Genomic DNA, 16985 nt, shown 5'->3' on the forward strand with positions numbered 1-16985 from the left:
GGGTGAGCCGCCTTCTGTTGGCGGGAGGCGCTTTAGCGGCGAAAGAGTCGGGAAAGGCTGTCATCGCGGCTGAAGCCGCTCCCACCGGGTGCGGGGTCCTGGTTTGGTGGGAGGCGCTTTAGCGGCGAAAGAGTCGGGAAAGGCTGTCATGGCGGCCAAAGCCGCTCCCACAGGGTGAGCCGCCTTGTCTCGGTGGGATGCGCTTCGGCGGCCAAAGCTCGCCTGTGAGCGCCCGTCAGGCGCGGAAGCGTTCCACGCTGCGGCTGAGGTTGCGCGCCATTTCCTCCAGCTGGGCGGTGAGGGCACAGGCCGCCTGCATGATGGCCACGGTGCGGTCGCCGTTTTCGGCGATGCGGCCGATCTGGGCCGAGATATCCTGGATGGCCTTGGCCTGTTCCTGGGTGGCATTGCCCACTTCGTCCATGCGGCCCGCGGCCTGGCGCACCGCATGACCGGAAATCGCCATGAGCTCGGCGAAGGCTTCCATGGCGTCCTGCATCTCGCTGAAGTGCCCGAGACCCTGCTGGACGGTCTGCTGCACGGTTTTGCTCTCCGTTTCGATGGTGTGCGTCACGCCGTCGATTTCCTGGGCGGTGTGGGCGGACTTCTCCGCGAGCTTCCTGACCTCGTCTGCCACCACCGCGAAGCCGCGGCCGGCCTCGCCGGCGCGGGCGGCCTCGATGGCGGCATTGAGGGCGAGCAGGTTGGTCTGGTCGGCGATTTCCTTCACCTGGCGGGTCATCTGGCTGATCTGGGCGGCGCGCGCCACGAAGGCTTCCACCGACTGGGCCATGCCCCGCACCAGGTTCTCCACCCGGTCGATCTGACCGGCCATGGCGGAGATGCCCTCGTTGGCGCGCTCCGTCTGTTCCAGGCTCTGGTGGGCGTCTTGCTGCACCTGCTGCCCCAGCTCCGCCACGGAGGCGACGCTGGCGGTGAGCTCTTCCACGGCCGCCGCACTTTCCTGGGCGGCAGCCGTCTGGCCTTCCACGCTGGCGCGTACGCCCTCTGCGCTCTGCAAAAGTTCCCGCGTCACCTGTTCCAGTGTTGCCGTGTTGCCGCGGATTTCCTGGGTGATGCCCTTGAGCATGAGCATGAGGGCGTTGTAGATCTTGGCCATTTGTCCCACCTCGTCGTCGCCGAACACCTGGGCGCGGCGGGTGAGGTCGCCGTCACCCTGGGTGGCCAGCATGGTATCCCGCAGGGCTTCGATGGGACGCACGATGCTGGCGATGGCCAGGGGCGCGAGCCCCAGGGTGAGGATGAGACTGGTGAGAGCGGTGACGTATCCCGGCAGGCCCGCCAGCCAGCCCACCACCGGCACGGCGCCGATCACCGCGGCCACGGTCCATATCTTGCTGCGCAGGCCGAGGGCGCGCAGCCGGCTAGACAGCCCGCCCAGGCGCGCCCGCCCGGCGTTGAGGTCGGCATAGAGCTTCTCCGCGGCGGCGATTTGCTCCCGGGTGGGCTTCACGCGCACGGACACGTAGCCGGTGATGCGGCCGTTTTCCCGGATGGGCGCCACGTTGGCCTCCACCCAGTAGTGGTCGCCGTTCTTGCGCCGGTTTTTGACGATGCCGTTCCACAGCTTGCCCTGTTTCACCGTGGCCCACAGGTCGGCGAAGGCTGCGGGGGGCACGTCCGGGTGGCGCAGGATGTTGTGGGGCTGGCCGATGAGCTCTTCCCGGCTGTAACCGGAGATCTCGACGAAATCGTCGTTGGCGTCGGTGATGATGCCCTTGGGGTCGGTCTTGGAGATGATCACCGCGCCCGGGCGGTAGTCGTATTCCTGCTGGGTCACCGGCAGATTGCGCCGCATGATGGTCTCCTTGCTGATCCGGAAGGGGGCCAAAAGGCCCGCTCCCGGCCAATAGCGGCGCAGCCGACGGATTCTTGAGGGCTCAAGCCCCCGCTGACCGGAGCGAACCCCGGTCCATGCCAACTGCATGGCTCAGCGGCGCAGGGTCGCCTCCACCTCCTGTTCCCGGGTGGTGATGCGGGCCAGGGCCGTCATTTCCTCGGCGAGCAGGGCGAGCAGGTCGTCCAGGGAGACGATCCCCACCAGGGCGCCGTCCTGAGCCACCACCGGCATGCGGCGCACCCCGTGCACCCGCATGCGCTGGATGGTCTCATAGACGCCGTCCTGCTCCCGCGCCGTGGCGAGCTCCCGCGTGACCAAATCGCCCACGCGGAACAGGGAGGGGTCCACTTCCTTGGCCATCACCTCGATCACCAGATCCCGGTCGGTGACGATGCCCACCGGCACCCGGCGGCCGTCCTTTTCCTCCACGATCACCACGTCGCCCACGTGGTACTGGCGCATGAGCTTGGCGGCTTCCAGGGCGTTTTCCCGGGCGAAGGCGATGACGACTTCACGGTTGCAGATCTCTCCGATGGGCATGATGGACTCCTTGCGGTCGAGGGTTGGGGACGCCCTCCAATGGTAGAGGTTTTTCGCCCACCCGTCGCGCTTGCCGCCAGGCAAAAAAAACGGCCCCTGCCGGGGCCGCGGCCGAGGGGGCGGCCGCATCAGGGGAAGGCCGGGATGGTGGGTTCCTGGCCGCCGCTGCCTGCTTCCGGATGGCGCCGGCTGACCAGTTCGCGGATCTCGCGCACCCGTGGGGCGGGCACGTCCACCATGAGCAGGATCTGGCCGTCGGCGATGGCCTTCTCGAAAGCCTTCAGCCGCGAGTTGGGGATGGAGCTGGCAATCATGCTGGAGACCCAGGCACCGAAGCCCGCCCCCAGCATGGTGGTGGCAAGCAAAGTCACGAGCTGCAGGGGCGTGTCGGTGGGCGGGAAGGCGAGCACCACCAGGCCCGCCACCACGCCGGCGATGGCGCCCACCACCAGTCCCGCCTCGGCCCCGTGGACGATGTCGGATTTCTGCAGGAGGGACGCCTCATGCAGCCCTTCCAGGGGAATGTCGTCCCGGGCCAGGACGTGCATGTGGCGTTCCTCGACGCGGGCCAGCAGAAGATCCTCCACCACCTGCCGGGCGCTGGCGGTGTCCGGCAACAGGAAATAGAGTCTGCGTCGCATGGCTGACCTCCTCGTGGCAAAGGGAGGCGGGGCTTGCGCGGGAGGGGCTGGTGCACTCGGCGGCCCGCCCCCCGGGGATGGACCAGGGCCGGCCGAGACGGCCCTGCATCTCCTTTGTCTAGTCGAATGGTCGGGAATTGTCAAAGGCCGCAAGGGGTGCCCAGGCGGCGCCAGCCATGGCAAGATTACAGGTTTTGCCGACTCCCGCCGCTCTTCGCCAGACATGGACACCGGTTCCTACGCCCGTGAGCTCAGGCAGCGCGAACGCCTGCTGAGCCTGCTTTTGTCGCGCATCCTCAAGCGCCAGCTGCCGCCGCCCGTGTTCGCGGCGCTGGGCGAGCTGCGGCGGGGCTTCGCCCGGCTGCGGGGACAGGATGACCCCCGCCGGCGCCAGGCCCTGCGTGCCCTCATCGAACGGCTGGATGCGGACGCGCTCACCCAGATCGTGCGTGCCGCCGGGGTGTATTTCGGGCTGCTCTACATCGCCGAGGAATTCGTCGCCCTGCGGCGGCGGCGCCAGGCGGTGCGGGCCCGCGCCCACATGTGGCCCGGCTCCTTCCACGACACCCTGTGGGCCCTCAAAGAGGCGGGAGTGGGGGCGGCCGAGGCGCAGGCCCTGATCAAGCGCCTGCGCTACATGCCGGTGATCACCGCCCATCCCTCGGAGGCGAAGCGGCGCACCATCAAGGGGGCGCTGCGCAACATCTTCCTGAGCGTGGAGGCGCTCGACGATGCCCGGCTGCGCGGCAGCTTCCGCGCCGAGGCGGTGCGCCGCCTGGCGAGCCAGATCCAGATCCTGTGGAAAACCGACGAGGTGCGCGCCACGCGGCTGGACGTGCGCGATGAGCTGCGCGCGGGGCTGTCCTATTTCCCCCTGTCCCTCTTCCAGGCCACGGTGCAGGTCTATCGCAACCTGCGCCGGGCCATGCGCGACGTCTATGGCGAGCAGGCCGCCGCCGGGCTGGAAGTGAGCCGCCTGCTGCGCTTCGGCTCCTGGATTGGCGGCGACCGGGACGGCCACCCCGGGGTGACCGCGGAGGTGACCGATCTCGCCTGGCAGATGCAGGCGCGGGTCGCCCTGGAGGAATACCTGCGCCGCCTGGAACAGCTCTCGGACCAGCTTTCCTATTCAATCCGCATGTGCCAGCCGTCGGCGGAATTTCTGGCGAGCCTGGAAGAGGATGCCCATTACGCCGCGCTGCGCTTTCCCAGCCAGCCCCACCGCTACCAGCAGGAGCCCTACCGGCGCAAGCTGGAGGTGATGCGTTACCGCCTCAAGCGCAATCTGGCCGCGGTGCAGGCGGCGATCGACGGGGCGCCCCTGGAAGGGGAGGAGGTGGGCTACGAGAGTGCCGAGGGCCTGCTGAAGGACCTCTATCTCATCCGCGACTCCCTGATCGGCCACGGCGACGAGGAAGTGGCGGGGGCGGAACTCACGGATCTCGTCCACTTGGTGGAGACCTATGGCTTCCACCTGCTTCAGCTCGACGTGCGTCAGGAATCCGCCGTGCACACGCGCGCCTGCGCGGAGATCCTGCGCGCAGCCCTGAACTTGGATTACCTGGCCCTGGACGAGGCGGCACGCCTGGCCCTGCTGGGCGACCTGGTGGGCCGCGCCCAGGCACTGGAATTCGACCCGGAAGCCTTGAGCGAAGAGACGCAGGAGACTCTGCGCGTGTTCCGTGTGATTGCCCACAACCGGCGCCTGCTGGGGCCGGCCTGCTTGGGGCGCTACGTCATCTCCATGACCCACGGCGCGAGCCACGTGATGGAAGTGATGCTCCTCGCCGCGCTGGCGGGACTGGTGGGACGGGTGGGCGAGCGCTGGTTCTGCCATTTGGGCGCAAGCCCCCTGTTCGAGACCATCGACGATCTCAACCGGGTGGAGCAGGTGCTGGAACAGCTCTATGCCCTGCCCGCCTATCGCAGCCTGATCGAGGCCTTTGGTGAAGGGCAGGAGGTGATGCTGGGCTATTCCGACTCCTGCAAGGATGGCGGCATCCTGGCTTCCGCCTGGTCCCTCTACCGCGCCCAGAAGCGCATCCTCGCGCTGTCCGAACGCTATGGCATTCCCTGCCGCCTGTTCCACGGCCGGGGCGGCACCCTGGGGCGCGGCGGCGGGCCCACCCACGAGGCCATCCTGGCCCAGCCGCCGGGCACGGTGCATGGCGAGCTCAAGCTCACGGAACAGGGCGAGGTGCTGTTCTACAAGTACAACAACATGGAGACCGCGGTGTACGAGCTCACCCTGGGCATTACCGGTGTGCTCAAGGCCAGCAGCCACCTGGTGGGGGGTGGCCGCACCGACCGGGAGGACTACGCCGCCGCCATGGACGAGATCGCCCGCGAGGGGGAACGCGCCTACCGCGCCCTCACCGAGGGCACGCCGGGCTTCCTCGATTATTTCTACGAAGCCACCCCCGTACAGGAGATCGGCCTCCTCAACATCGGCTCGCGGCCTTCCCACCGGCGCCAGGGGGACCGCTCGCGCGCCTCGGTGCGCGCCATCTCCTGGGTGTTCGCCTGGGCCCAGTCGCGCCATGCGCTGCCCGCCTGGTATGGCATCGGCTCGGCCCTGGCGGCCTGGCGCGGCGACGATCCGGCGCGGCTGGCCAAACTGCGGGAGATGTATCGCGACTGGCCGTTCTTCCGCACCCTGCTTTCCAACGCCCAGATGGCCCTGGCCAAGGCCGATTTCGGCATCGCCCATGAATACGCCCGGCTGTGCACGGACCCCGCGCTGGGTGAGCGGGTGTACGCCCTGATCGCTGCCGAATACGCCCGTTCCGTGCACGAGGTGCTGCAGGTGAGCGAAAGCGCGGCCCTGCTCGAGGACAATCCGGAACTGGCGCTCTCGCTTGCCCAGCGACGCCAGTATCTCGACCCCCTCAACCATCTGCAGACGGTGCTGCTCGCCAAATTCCGCGCCGACGGACGCGAGGACAGCCCGTGGCTGGAGCCGCTTCTGCGCTCCATCAATGCCATCGCCGCGGGCATGCGCAACACGGGCTGACCGGTCGCGTCCGCAGCAGGCGGCGGTTCATTTCCCGCTGCTGTCCGCGTGGAAGGGCCAGGTGGCGCGGCCGGGGTCGTTTTTCGCCGGACGGGCAGCTTGCCCGCACGCTTTTTCCCGGCCCGGGGAGGACATCGGGTTTTCGCAAGAAGCTCGGCGCCGGGTCCCGTGCCGATTTGCATCGGCCGGTGTCGTCCCTTATGCTGGCTTCCATGAACACCGCATCACTCGTGCCGGACGGAACAATCCGGGCCCTTCTCGCAGGGGTTCTCGACGCCCATCCGGAAATCCGGCTGGCGCTGGTGTTCGGTTCCCTGGCCCGGGGAAGAGCGCGCTGGGAGAGCGATCTCGACCTGGCCGTGGATGGGGGCCGGCCGCTGACCCGGGACGAACACATCAGCCTCATCGAAGAGCTGGCCCAGGTCCTTGGCCGCCCGGTGGATCTCATCGACCTGCACCGGGCCGGGCCCGGCCTGCTGGGCGAGATCCTGCGCGCCGGCGCCCGCGTCAAAGGCACGTCCGCGGATCAGGCGCGCTGGGCCGTGCGCTATGTCCTGGATGCCGAGGACTTCCTGCCCGGTCTGCGGGCACTGCTGGCCATACGGCGGAAACGATGGATCGGTGGCTGATCGAACGCAAACTGGAATCCTTGAGACGCTGCCTCGCCCGGGTTCGGGACAGGTGTCCGGCTTCGGCGGTCGCATTGGCGCAGGACCCGGACGCCCAGGACATCCTGGTGCTGAACCTGACCCGGGCGGTGCAACTGTGCGTGGACATTGCGTTGCGCCTTTTGTCGGAGCAGGACGTCCCACCACCCGAGAGCATGGGCGGCGACCACCCGAGAGCATGGGCGGCGCGTTCGAGCAACTCGCCCGGCTCGGTCTCATTTCCGCGGATCTGGCCCACCGGCTCAAGAAAGCCGTCGGCTTCCGCAATGTCGCGGTCCACAGCTACCAGGACATCGACTGGACCATCGTGCACGCCATCGCACGCGCCAGCTGGATGACTTCCGGGTGTTTGCCGCCGCCGTCTCGAACAAGCTGGAGACAGATGCAAGGGACTAGGCAGGGCGGGTGACCATCCCGGCGGCATGCTTCCCGGAAGCACAGGACCGATCCTTTGCCTGCGGGCACCCATTGCCGCGCACGGAACATCCTGCACCCGCCCCGTAAAACCGGTGTGGGTGCCATCGCCGCGGGCATGCGCAACACGGGCTGACCGGCCGCGCCCGCAGCAGGCGGGGGTCATTTGCCGCCGCTGTCCGAGTGGAAGCGCCAGGTGGCGCGGCCGGCGGCCTTGGCGGCGTACATGGCGTCATCGGCGCAGCGCAGCAGGCCTTCCGCGTCCGGTGCGTCGTCCGGAAAGACCGCAATGCCGATGCTGACGCCGATGTTCAGGGTGTGGCCCTGCACCTGGAAGGGTTCGTTCACGGTCTGCAGGATCTTGTCGCCGATGCGGGCCATGTCTTCCCGGTCGTGGATGCCCGGCAGGATGATGGTGAATTCGTCCCCGGCGATGCGTGCCACCGTGTCCGTCTCGCGCACGCAGCGAAAAAGCCGCTCCGCCACCGCCTTGAGCAGCAGATCCCCCACGGCGTGCCCATAGGTGTCGTTCACCGGCTTGAAGCGGTCCAGGTCCAGGAACAGGAGCGCCACCTTGTCTCCCTGGCGGCGGCTGCCCGCCAGCGCCTGGGCGAGCCGGTCGAAGAAGAGCGTCCGGTTGGGCAGGCCGGTGACGGCGTCGAAATGGGCCAGGTGCGCGATGCGCTGCTGCGCCGCCAGGGCATCCGAAATGTCCTCGTGGGTGGCGATGAAATGGGTGACTTCCCCCTCGCTGTCGCGGATGGGGGTGATGATCTGGCGCACGGTATAGAGGCTGCCGTCCTTGCGCCGCTCCGTGGTCTGGGCGGTGAACACCTCGCCTGCCAGGATGGTGGACCAGAGCTTTTCGTAATAGGCGTCATCGTGCACGCCGGACTTGAGCAGGCGCGGGGTCGCTCCGATGGCTTCCGCGGGCGAATAGCCGGACAGGCGGCTGAAGGCCTCGTTCACCCACTGGATGCGGCCGTTGCGGTCGGTGATGAAGACGGCATTGGCGGCGCTGGCCAGCGCCGCCGACAAGAGGCGCAGCTGCTCGTGCTCGAAGCTCGCCTCCAGCGCCACCGCGGCGCGCGCCGCAATGTGCTCCAGGGTGCGCAGCAACTGGGCATCGTCGAAGGCTTCGGGCTCGCCGGCATAGACGGTGAAGGCGCCCCAGATCTCGCCGCGGATGACCAAAGGCAGGCTGCAGGCGCTGCCGAGTCCCTGTCGGTGCGCTGCCGCCTGCCAGGGACGAAAGTCCGGCGCGTCCACCCGGGTGATCTGCATGCGCCCCAGGCGGATGGCACTCCCCGTGGGGCCGCGCCCCGTGGCCGCGTCATCCCAGCGCACGCCGACGGCCATCACCTCGTCGCGGAAGGCGGTGGCGGGGCCCGCGGCGGCCACCAGACGGACCGTGCCGTCCTTCTCCCGGCGGCCGAACCATACGAGCGCCAGGCCGAGCTCCTGCGCCACCTGCTCGCAGAGGAAGCCCATGATGGACTCCGGCGGCGTGCCGCGCAGGATGTGTTCGTCCGCCTCGCGCAGCAGCCGCTCCATGGCCTGCACCCGCCGGCTCTGCGTGATGTCCTGGGCGTAGGCCGCCACCAGCCGCACCCCCTTGGGCCCGGCGATGGGGTTGAGGGTGATGCGGTAATGGCGGCCGCCACGCTGGTCCTCGAACACCACCGGGCGTGCCGTGCGCACCGCCTCGCGGAGCTGCCGGCGCCGGGGCTCGGCCACTTCCGGGGGCAGGAAATCCCAGACGGGCCGGCCCACGATGGCGTTGGCTGTCTGCCCCAGGCGGGCCGCGCCAGTCTGGTTGATGGCCAGCACCCTGCCGTCGGGACTCAGCAGCAGGGCCGACTCGCCGATGGCATCCAGCAGGGCATGGGCGTTTTCCTCGCTCTCCCGCAGCGCCGCCTGCAGCCGCTCGTGGGCGGTGACGTCGTTGAGGGTGAGCAGCAGCGCTTCCACCCGGCCCCGCGCGTCCTTCAGCGGTTCCAGGCGCACATCCCAGTAGGTGACGCCGCGCTCGGGGTTGCGGGGATAGACGAAGGGCCTGGCGCGGTCTTCCCAAGGCTCGCCGCTTGCCACCACCTGCCGGAAAACGGCTTCGTTCTCGGCGTTGGGGTAGAGCTCGAAGTGGTTCCTGCCGATGAAGAAGGCCGGCTCCCTGCCATCGGCGCGGGCATAGGCGTCGTTTACGCGCAGGAAGCGGAATTCCCGGTCCAGGCAGGCCACGGGGCTTGGGAGGGCGTTGAACAATCGCTCCAGCAGGGCTGCGTTGCGCGTCAGGGCCCTTTCTGCCGCCGTGCGGGCAGGGCGCACGAACAGCCACCACAGAAGAGGCACCGCCAGGAGAGTCAGGGCGAGCACGTCCGCCGCCGTATGCAGCCACAGGGGTGTACTTTCCTCGGGCAGGACCCGGTGTAGGACGAGCATGACCCCGGTTTCGGTCAGGGCGATGAGGACCAGGGCCAGCAGCAGACGAAGGAGGGGCGGGCGGGGCGGGAAAGCGGCGAACAGCATGGTTTTTTCCGGTGGCAGCCGGCAATAGCGGCGCGTTGTGGTTTTTCTTGAGGGGGCGGGAACCTCGCGCCCCCCGGTTATACTAAGCAGCGGAAGCAGGCCAGACAGTCGCCGGCGCGTCCCCGCGCCGGAGGAAAGTCCGGGCTCCGCAGAGCAGGGTGCCGGCTAACGGCCGGACGCCGTGAGGCGATGGAAAGTGGCACAGAAAACAAACCGCCGATGGCCCGGACTTGCCGCCCGCAAGGGCGGCAAAGTCCCCCCAAGCAGAGCAGGGCACAGGGCACTGCGTAAGCAGGCACTGCGACAGCAGGGCACTGCGTAAGCAGGCACTGCGACAGCAGGGCACTGCGTAAGCAGGCACTGCGACAGCAGGGCACTGCGATAGCAGGGCACTGCGATAGCAGGGTGCTGCGATAGCAGGGTGCTGCGCAAGCAGGCACTGCGACAGCAGGGCACTGTGGAAGCAGGGTCCTGCGGGCAGCGCAGGCTGCACTGCCGGGGCAAGGCTCAGGCAAGGGTGAAAAGGCGCCCTCCGCAAGGAGGGGGCGGGCGCCCGCCCGCCGGGTAAGAGCCCACCGCGGACGTGGCAACACGGACGGCATGCCAAACCCCACCCGGAGCAAGACCAAATAGGGGAACCATGACGTGGCTCGCGTCGTTCCCGGGTAGGTTGCTCGAGCGCAGCGGTAACGTTGCGCCCAGATAGATGACTGTCCTCGACAGAACCCGGCTTATCGGCCTGCTTCCCTCCTCTCTCCGGCGCTTCCTGCCGCCCTGCCCTCCGGCGCTGGCCTGATCCGGCGCATTTCCAGGTGAATCAGTCCATTACGGCTTGAATCGCACAAGCCGCTTGAGGATATTGTCCTAGGCCATTCTTTTATCATACGAACGCCCTCGTAGGGTGCCTGCCGCTAAGTCCTTGTCCCGGCAAACAAAATTGCGCGGGCGGGGGCGGATTTTCCCTTGACCCCCCTGGTTTTTTTCCCTATAGTGGGCCGAAGTGGAGAAAAGTGGGAGATTGTGGGAGATGGCGCCCAGGGGGAGCGGATGTTTCGCGGCGCAACCGCGCTGAGTCTCGATGCCAAGGGACGGCTCGCCGTCCCGGCCCGGCATCGCGACGCCCTCCACGTGCAGGGCGGCGGGCGTCTGGTGCTCACCGCCCATCCCCATCGTTGCCTGCTTCTCTATCCCCAGCCCGAGTGGGAGCCCATCCAGCAGAAGATCATGTCCCTGCCCAGCCTGGACAGGCAGGCGAGCCTGCTGCAGCGCCTGCTGGTCGGCTTCGCCGAGGACGTGGAAATGGACGGGGCCGGGCGCGTGCTCATCTCGCCGGTGCTGCGTGAGTTCGCCGGCCTGGAAAAGCAGGTGATGCTGGTGGGCCAGGGCAGTCATTTCGAGGTGTGGAGCGAGGCCAGCTGGCGCGCCCAGCTGGAGGAAGCGCTCGCCCAGGGCGATCAGGTGCTGCCCCCGGAACTGGGGAACTTCTCCCTGTGAGCGGGGCGGCGCAGCACGTGACGGTGCTGCTCAAGGAGGCGGTGGATGCGTTGCAGGTCAAGCCGGACGGCATCTATGTGGACGCCACCTTCGGGCGGGGCGGACACAGTCGCGAAATCCTGCGCCGTCTGGGGCCGGGCGGCCGGCTCATCGCCTTCGACCGCGATCCCGAGGCCATCGAGGCGGCACGCATGATTGCGGATACGCGCTTCACCGCAGTGCACGCGGGCTTCTCCGAATTGAAGGACCGGCTGCGTGCGCAGGGGGTGGAACAGGTCAACGGTGTGCTGCTGGATCTTGGGGTGTCTTCGCCGCAGCTCGAGGGGGCTGCCCGGGGTTTCAGCTTCCGCATGGAAGGTCCGCTGGACATGCGCATGGACACCACCCGGGGGAGGACAGCCGCGGATTGGCTGGCCGAAGTCGACGAACGCGAACTGACGGAGGTGATAGCCGATTATGGTGAAGAGCGGTTTGCTAAACAGGTTGCAAGAGCGATTGTTGCGGCGCGCGCGCGAGGGCCAATCCGCGACACCCGACAGCTTGCCAAGATCGTGGCTGAAGCCGTGCCCACGCGGGAACCCGGCCAGGATCCGGCGACGCGCACCTTTCAGGCTATACGGATTTTCATCAATCAGGAGCTCGAGGAGCTTTCGCTAGTGCTGCCCCAGTGCGTGGAGGTGCTTGCGCCCGGCGGCCGCCTGGTGGTGATCAGCTTTCACTCCCTCGAGGACCGCATCGTCAAGCGCTTCCTGAAGCGGGAGGCGCGTCCCGACACCCTGCCGCCCAAATTGCCCGTGCGCGCCTATGAGCTGCCCCGGCCGCGGCTTGCGCTGGTGGGCAAACCCGTGCGTCCCGGCGCGGAGGAAATCAAGGCCAATCCGCGCGCGCGCAGCGCGGTGATGCGCGTGGCGGAACGCACGCCCTGGGGGCTTGCGGCATGACCCGGCTCAATCTGATCCTGCTTTCCATCGTCGTGGTGTGTGCCCTGGGGGTGGTGACCTCCCAGCACAGGGCGCGCCAGCTCTACGCCGAGCTGCAGCACGCCGAGGAAGCCGCCAAGCAGATGAACACGGAATTCGGCCAGCTCCAGCTGGAACAGAGCACCTGGGCCATGCACGCGCGCATCGAGAAGATCGCCAGCGAGCGCCTGCAGATGAAGGTGCCGGAGCCCGCACGCATCCACGTGGTGTTGCCGGCCGCGGAGGGGCGGCCATGATCGCGCCCGCCGCCGCCCTGCCGGTGAGGCTGCCCGTGTGGCGGGCGCGGCTGCTCCTGCTGGTGCTGGTGGTCTCCTTCCTCGTGCTGGTGGGGCGCGCCTTCTACCTCCAGGGCGTCAACAAGGACTTCCTGCGGCAGAAGGGGGAGGCCCGCTACAGCCGTGTCATCACCCTCAACGCCAACCGCGGCAACATCCTGGACCGCAACGGCGAACCCCTGGCCATCAGCACGCCGGTGGAATCGGTGGCGGCCAGTCCGCGCGACGTGGAGATCACACCCGCCCAGACGGTGAAGCTCGCGCGCCTGCTGGGCCTGCCGGTGGCGGAACTTAAGCGCAAGCTCGACGACAAGCGCGAGTTCGTCTATCTCAAGCGCCAGCTGCCGCCGGACCAGGCGGAGCAGGTGCTCAAGCTCGACATCCCCGGGGTGTTCCTGCAGCGGGAATACCGGCGCTACTACCCCTATGGCGAGCAGACCGCGCATCTGCTGGGCTTCACCGACGTGGACGACCGCGGCCAGGAGGGCGTGGAGCTGGCCTTCAACGACCGCCTCGCCGGCATCAACGGCAGCCGGCGCGTGCTCAAGGACCGGCTGGGCAACATCGTCGAGGGCGTGGAGAGCATCCGCGCGCCCCAGGACGGCCAGCCGGTGGTGCTCTCCATCGACCGCAACATCCAGTACCTGGCCTACCGGGAGCTGCAGAACGCGGTGATCCAGCACCGGGCCAAGGCGGGCGCCGTGGTGGTGCTGGATGCGCACACGGGCGAGGTGCTGGCGCTGGCCAACCAGCCCAGCTACAACCCCAACCGGCGCAGCAAGGACGTGCCGCCCGCGTACATGCGCAACCGGGTGGTGACCGACATCTTCGAACCCGGCTCCACCCTCAAGCCCTTCACCGCCGCCATGGCCCTGGAAGCGGACCGGGTGCGGCCGGATACGGTGATCCAGACCGCGCCCGGCTATCTCACCATCGGCCCCGCCACCATCCGCGACGCCCATGCGGCGGGCGCGCTCACCGTGGCCCAGGTGATCCAGAAATCCTCCAACGTGGGCGCCGCCAAGATGGCCCTGATGCTGCCGGCAGAGTACATGGCGGACCGCTTCCGCAAGCTGGGCTTCGGCGCGCCGCCCGGGGTGGGTTTTCCCGGCGAGGCCGCGGGCCGTGTGCGGCCTCCCCAAACCTGGCGGCCCATCGAGCAGGCCACCATGTCCTATGGCCATGGCATCTCGGTGAGCCTGCTGCAACTGGCGCGCGCCTATACCGTGTTCGCCAACGACGGTGAGCTGCGTGAGCTGTCCCTTTTGAAACTGGACCGGGCCGCGCCCAGCCGACCCGTCTTTTCCGCCGCCACTGCCCGTGCCGTGCGCGCCATGCTGGAGCTGGTCGTGCAGCCCGGGGGAACCGCGCCGCGCGCCCAGGTGCCGGGCTACCGCGTGGCCGGCAAAACCGGCACCGCCCACAAGCTGAACGCCAACGGCACCTATGCCGAAGACCGCTACGTCGCGTCTTTCGTCGGCATGGCGCCGGCGTCCGATCCCCGCCTCATCGTGGCGGTCATGATCGACGAACCCAGCGCGGGCCAGTATTACGGGGGCCAGGTGGCGGCCCCGGTATTCGCCCAGATCATGGCGGGGGCCCTGCGCATGCTGTCGGTGCCCCCGGATGCGCCGGGCGGCGCCTTCTTCTCGCCGGATGCGGCACCCGTGGTGGGAGAGGCGACATGAGGCACAGGCCCGCCATGGCGGACACCGGACGGGGCGGCGGTGGCCAGCTCGCCTTCGATTTCCGGATGCTGGACGCACTGGGCATTCCGGTGCGCGCGCTGGCCATCGACAGCCGCCGCGTCGAGCCCGGCGCCGTCTTCCTCGCCTACCCCGGGGAGCAGGCCGACGGCCGCCACTTCATTCCCCAGGCCATTGCCGCCGGTGCGGCGGCGGTGCTGTGGGAGCCGGAAGGTTTCGCCTGGGATCCCGCCTGGCGCGTGCCCCACCTGCCGGTGGCCGGCCTGCGCCACAAGGCGGGCTTCATTGCCGCGGAAGTGTATGGTCACCCCTCGCGCAGCCTGTGGGTGGTGGGCATCACGGGCACCAATGGCAAGACCTCGTGCTCCCACTGGGTTGCCCAGGCCGCCACGGCCTGCGGCCGTCCCACCGCCATCGTCGGCACCCTGGGCAATGGCCTGCCCGGCGCCCTCGGCCCGGCCACCCACACCACACCCGATCCCGTCAGCCTGCACAGGCTGCTGAAGGAATTCGTGGAACAGGGCGTCCGGGGTGTGGCCATGGAAGTGTCCTCCCATGCCCTGGACCAGGGGCGCGTCAACGGCGTGGCCTTCAATGTCGCGGTGCTCACCAATCTCTCCCGCGACCACCTGGACTACCACGGCACCATGGAACGCTATGCCCGGGCCAAGTCGCTGCTGTTCCAGTGGCCGGGCCTGGGGCACGCGGTACTCAACCTGGACGACGCCCTCGGGCGTGAACTGGCACAAACCTGTGAGCGGGCGGGCATACCGGTGCTGGGTTATGGCTTCGGGGCAGGCGAAGTGCGCGGCTCGCACCTCACGGTCTCGCCGCGCGGCCTCGCCTTCGACGTGAGCACCCCCTGGGGCGAGGCCCATGTGGAGTCGGGCATCCTGGGGCGCTTCAATGCCTCCAACCTGCTGGCGGTGCTGACCACCCTGTGCGCCGGTGGGATTCCCCTGGCGGACACCGTCGCCGCCCTGGCGCACATCGAGCCGGTACCGGGACGCATGCAGAAGATCGAACTGCCGGGACGGCCGCTGGTGGTGGTGGATTACGCCCACACGCCGGATGCCCTGGAAAAGGTGCTGGGCACGCTGCGCGAGGTGATTGGCGAATCCCGCTCGGCCGCCGCGGGCGCACGCCTCATCTGTGTCTTCGGCTGTGGCGGCCAGCGCGACCGCGGCAAGCGCCCCATGATGGGCGAGGTGGCCTCGCGTCTGGCGGACAGCGTGGTGGTTACCAGCGACAACCCCCGCAACGAGGATCCCCTGGCCATCATCGACGAGATCGTGGCGGGCATGGGCCCCAACTACCACGTGATCGAGGACCGGGCCGCCGCCATCGATTTCGCCATCCGGCAGGCGCGCCCCGGCGATGTGGTGCTCATCGCCGGCAAGGGGCACGAAACCTATCAGGAAATCCATGGCCAAAGGCTGCCGTTCTCGGATGTGGAAGTGGCGCGGCGCGCCCTGGAAGGCTGGAGATCATGACGGCAGACGACCCGATGCTGAACCTGAAACAGGCTGCCGCGGCCATCGGCGGCGAGGCCACCGGTGATGACGTCGCCTTTTCCTCGGTGAGCACCGATACCCGCAGCCTGCGTCCCGGCGCGCTGTTCGTCGCCCTGCGCGGGCCGCGCTTCGACGGCCATGACTTCCTGGAACAGGCACGCGCGGCCGGCGCCGTCGCCGCCATGGTGGATGCGGGGCTGCCCGCCAGCCGCGCGCCCCTGCCGCTGCTGCGGGTGGACGACACGCGCCTGGGCCTGGGGCGGCTGGCCGCGTTCTGGCGCCGGCGCTTCCCCATTCCGCTGGTGGCGATCACCGGCAGCAACGGCAAGACCACCGTGAAGGAAATGACCGCGGCCATCCTGCGGGAACACTGCGGGGATGCGCACGCGGTGCTGGCCACGGAGGGCAATCTCAACAACGACATCGGCGTGCCCCTCATGCTGCTGCGGCTGACACCCGCCCACCGCTACGCCGTGATCGAGATGGGCATGAACCATTTCGGTGAGATCGACTATTTGAGCCAGCTGGCCGGCCCCAACGTGGCCCTGGTGAACAACGCCCAGGCGGCACACCTCGCGGGGGTGGGCAGTGTGGAGGGCGTGGCGCGCGCCAAGGGCGAGATCTACGGCGGGCTGGCCGCCGACGGCATCGCCGTGATCAATGCCGACGATGCCTTCGCCGGCTATTGGCGGGGACTGGCGGGCGCGCGGCCCGTGGTCGATTTCGGTCTCGAGCAACCGGCAGCGGTGAGCGGCCGCTTCGAGATCACGCCCCAGGGCACCGGCCTTGAGCTGATCCTCCCGGCGGGCACCGCCCACACCCGGCTCGCCCTCCTGGGGGTGCACAACGTGCGCAATGCCCTGGCCGCCGCGGCCGTGGCGAGCGCGCTGGGCATTGCACCGGAAACGGTGGCGGCGGGGCTTGAGCGCATGACGCCGGTTAAGGGCCGGCTCAAGCCCCGGCGCGCCATCCTCGGCGCCACCTTCATCGACGACAGCTACAACGCCAACCCGGATTCCATGCGCGCCGCCATCGACGTGCTGGCCGCCATGCCGGGACGGCGGGTGCTGGTGCTGGGCGACATGGGGGAACTGGGGGAGGCCGCCTGGCAACGGCATGGGGAGATCGGCACTTATGCCCGCGACCGGGGCATCGATGTGCTGTTCTGTCTGGGCGACAACGCCCGCGCCATGGCCCAAGCCTTCGGGCGCAACGCCTGGCATTTCGAACGCATCGAGGAACTGCTTGCCGATCTGGAAAACCTGCTGGCGCCCGATGTCACGGTGCTGGTCAAGGGCTCCCGCTTCATGGAGATGGAGCGGGTGGTGAAAAGTTTCGCACTCGGGGACTAGC

13 protein-coding genes and 1 other RNA gene are annotated in these 16985 nt (G+C 68.7%); 10 read left to right on the plus strand and 4 right to left on the minus strand.

Translation table 11 applies throughout. From position 1 onward, the window contains the following. Positions 1-235 precede the first annotated feature (235 nt). The 3 genes from ACZ42P_RS11010 to ACZ42P_RS11020 all read right to left on the minus strand — a co-directional run bounded on the left by ACZ42P_RS11010 (position 236) and on the right by ACZ42P_RS11020 (position 3042). Positions 236-1819: a methyl-accepting chemotaxis protein gene (locus tag ACZ42P_RS11010; RefSeq protein ID WP_464897584.1), complete on the minus strand. Its 1584-nt coding sequence runs from the start codon at positions 1817-1819 to the stop codon at positions 236-238. A 132-nt stretch (positions 1820-1951) separates the two neighbouring features. Next, positions 1952-2401 (minus strand): CBS domain-containing protein, encoded by a 450-nt coding sequence (locus tag ACZ42P_RS11015; RefSeq protein WP_464897585.1) that lies wholly within the window; start codon positions 2399-2401, stop codon positions 1952-1954. A 128-nt stretch (positions 2402-2529) separates the two neighbouring features. Next, the gene (locus ACZ42P_RS11020) at positions 2530-3042 is read right to left on the minus strand and encodes a DUF1269 domain-containing protein (RefSeq protein WP_464897586.1); all 513 of its coding nucleotides are present in this window, start codon (positions 3040-3042) and stop codon (positions 2530-2532) included. Between the two features lie 223 nt (positions 3043-3265). On the opposite strand from ACZ42P_RS11020, the gene ppc reads away from it, so the two are divergent. The 3 genes from ppc to hepT all read left to right on the plus strand — a co-directional run bounded on the left by ppc (position 3266) and on the right by hepT (position 7132). Continuing rightward, positions 3266-6055, plus strand: coding sequence for a phosphoenolpyruvate carboxylase (gene ppc / locus ACZ42P_RS11025; RefSeq protein ID WP_464897587.1), 2790 nt, complete (start codon positions 3266-3268; stop codon positions 6053-6055). Between the two features lie 212 nt (positions 6056-6267). Next, positions 6268-6684: a type VII toxin-antitoxin system MntA family adenylyltransferase antitoxin gene (gene mntA, locus ACZ42P_RS11030; RefSeq protein ID WP_464897588.1), complete on the plus strand. Its 417-nt coding sequence runs from the start codon at positions 6268-6270 to the stop codon at positions 6682-6684. 217 nt (positions 6685-6901) lie between these two features. After that, on the plus strand, positions 6902-7132 hold the full coding sequence (hepT, locus tag ACZ42P_RS11035) for a type VII toxin-antitoxin system HepT family RNase toxin (RefSeq protein ID WP_464897589.1): 231 nt from the start codon (positions 6902-6904) through the stop codon (positions 7130-7132). A gap of 167 nt (positions 7133-7299) precedes the next feature. Here hepT and ACZ42P_RS11040 read toward each other — a convergent pair whose 3' ends face one another. Continuing rightward, positions 7300-9663 carry a sensor domain-containing protein gene (locus ACZ42P_RS11040; RefSeq protein ID WP_464897590.1) on the minus strand — a complete coding sequence of 788 codons (2364 nt, stop codon included), beginning with the start codon at positions 9661-9663 and terminating at the stop codon, positions 7300-7302. Positions 9664-9755: 92 nt separating this feature from the next. Here ACZ42P_RS11040 and rnpB point away from each other — a divergent pair. The 7 genes from rnpB to ACZ42P_RS11075 all read left to right on the plus strand — a co-directional run bounded on the left by rnpB (position 9756) and on the right by ACZ42P_RS11075 (position 16984). After that, positions 9756-10413: RNase P RNA component class A (gene rnpB, locus ACZ42P_RS11045), an RNA gene on the plus strand. A gap of 297 nt (positions 10414-10710) precedes the next feature. Then, positions 10711-11157 (plus strand): division/cell wall cluster transcriptional repressor MraZ, encoded by a 447-nt coding sequence (gene mraZ / locus ACZ42P_RS11050; RefSeq protein ID WP_464897591.1) that lies wholly within the window; start codon positions 10711-10713, stop codon positions 11155-11157. Next, positions 11154-12098, plus strand: a complete 945-nt coding sequence (rsmH, locus tag ACZ42P_RS11055) for a 16S rRNA (cytosine(1402)-N(4))-methyltransferase RsmH (protein WP_464897592.1) — start codon at positions 11154-11156, stop codon at positions 12096-12098. The genes mraZ and rsmH overlap by 4 nt, the downstream gene beginning before the upstream one ends. Continuing rightward, positions 12095-12373: a cell division protein FtsL gene (gene ftsL, locus ACZ42P_RS11060; protein ID WP_464897593.1), complete on the plus strand. Its 279-nt coding sequence runs from the start codon at positions 12095-12097 to the stop codon at positions 12371-12373. The genes rsmH and ftsL overlap by 4 nt, the downstream gene beginning before the upstream one ends. Further along, positions 12370-14100, plus strand: coding sequence for a peptidoglycan D,D-transpeptidase FtsI family protein (locus tag ACZ42P_RS11065; protein WP_464897594.1), 1731 nt, complete (start codon positions 12370-12372; stop codon positions 14098-14100). Before ftsL ends, ACZ42P_RS11065 begins: the two co-directional genes overlap by 4 nt. After that, positions 14097-15611, plus strand: a complete 1515-nt coding sequence (locus ACZ42P_RS11070; RefSeq protein WP_464897595.1) for a UDP-N-acetylmuramoyl-L-alanyl-D-glutamate--2,6-diaminopimelate ligase — start codon at positions 14097-14099, stop codon at positions 15609-15611. The genes ACZ42P_RS11065 and ACZ42P_RS11070 overlap by 4 nt, the downstream gene beginning before the upstream one ends. Continuing rightward, positions 15608-16984, plus strand: coding sequence for a UDP-N-acetylmuramoyl-tripeptide--D-alanyl-D-alanine ligase (locus ACZ42P_RS11075; RefSeq protein WP_464897596.1), 1377 nt, complete (start codon positions 15608-15610; stop codon positions 16982-16984). Before ACZ42P_RS11070 ends, ACZ42P_RS11075 begins: the two co-directional genes overlap by 4 nt. Position 16985 lies beyond the last annotated feature (1 nt).

The organism is Thiobacter subterraneus (genome assembly GCF_055379455.1).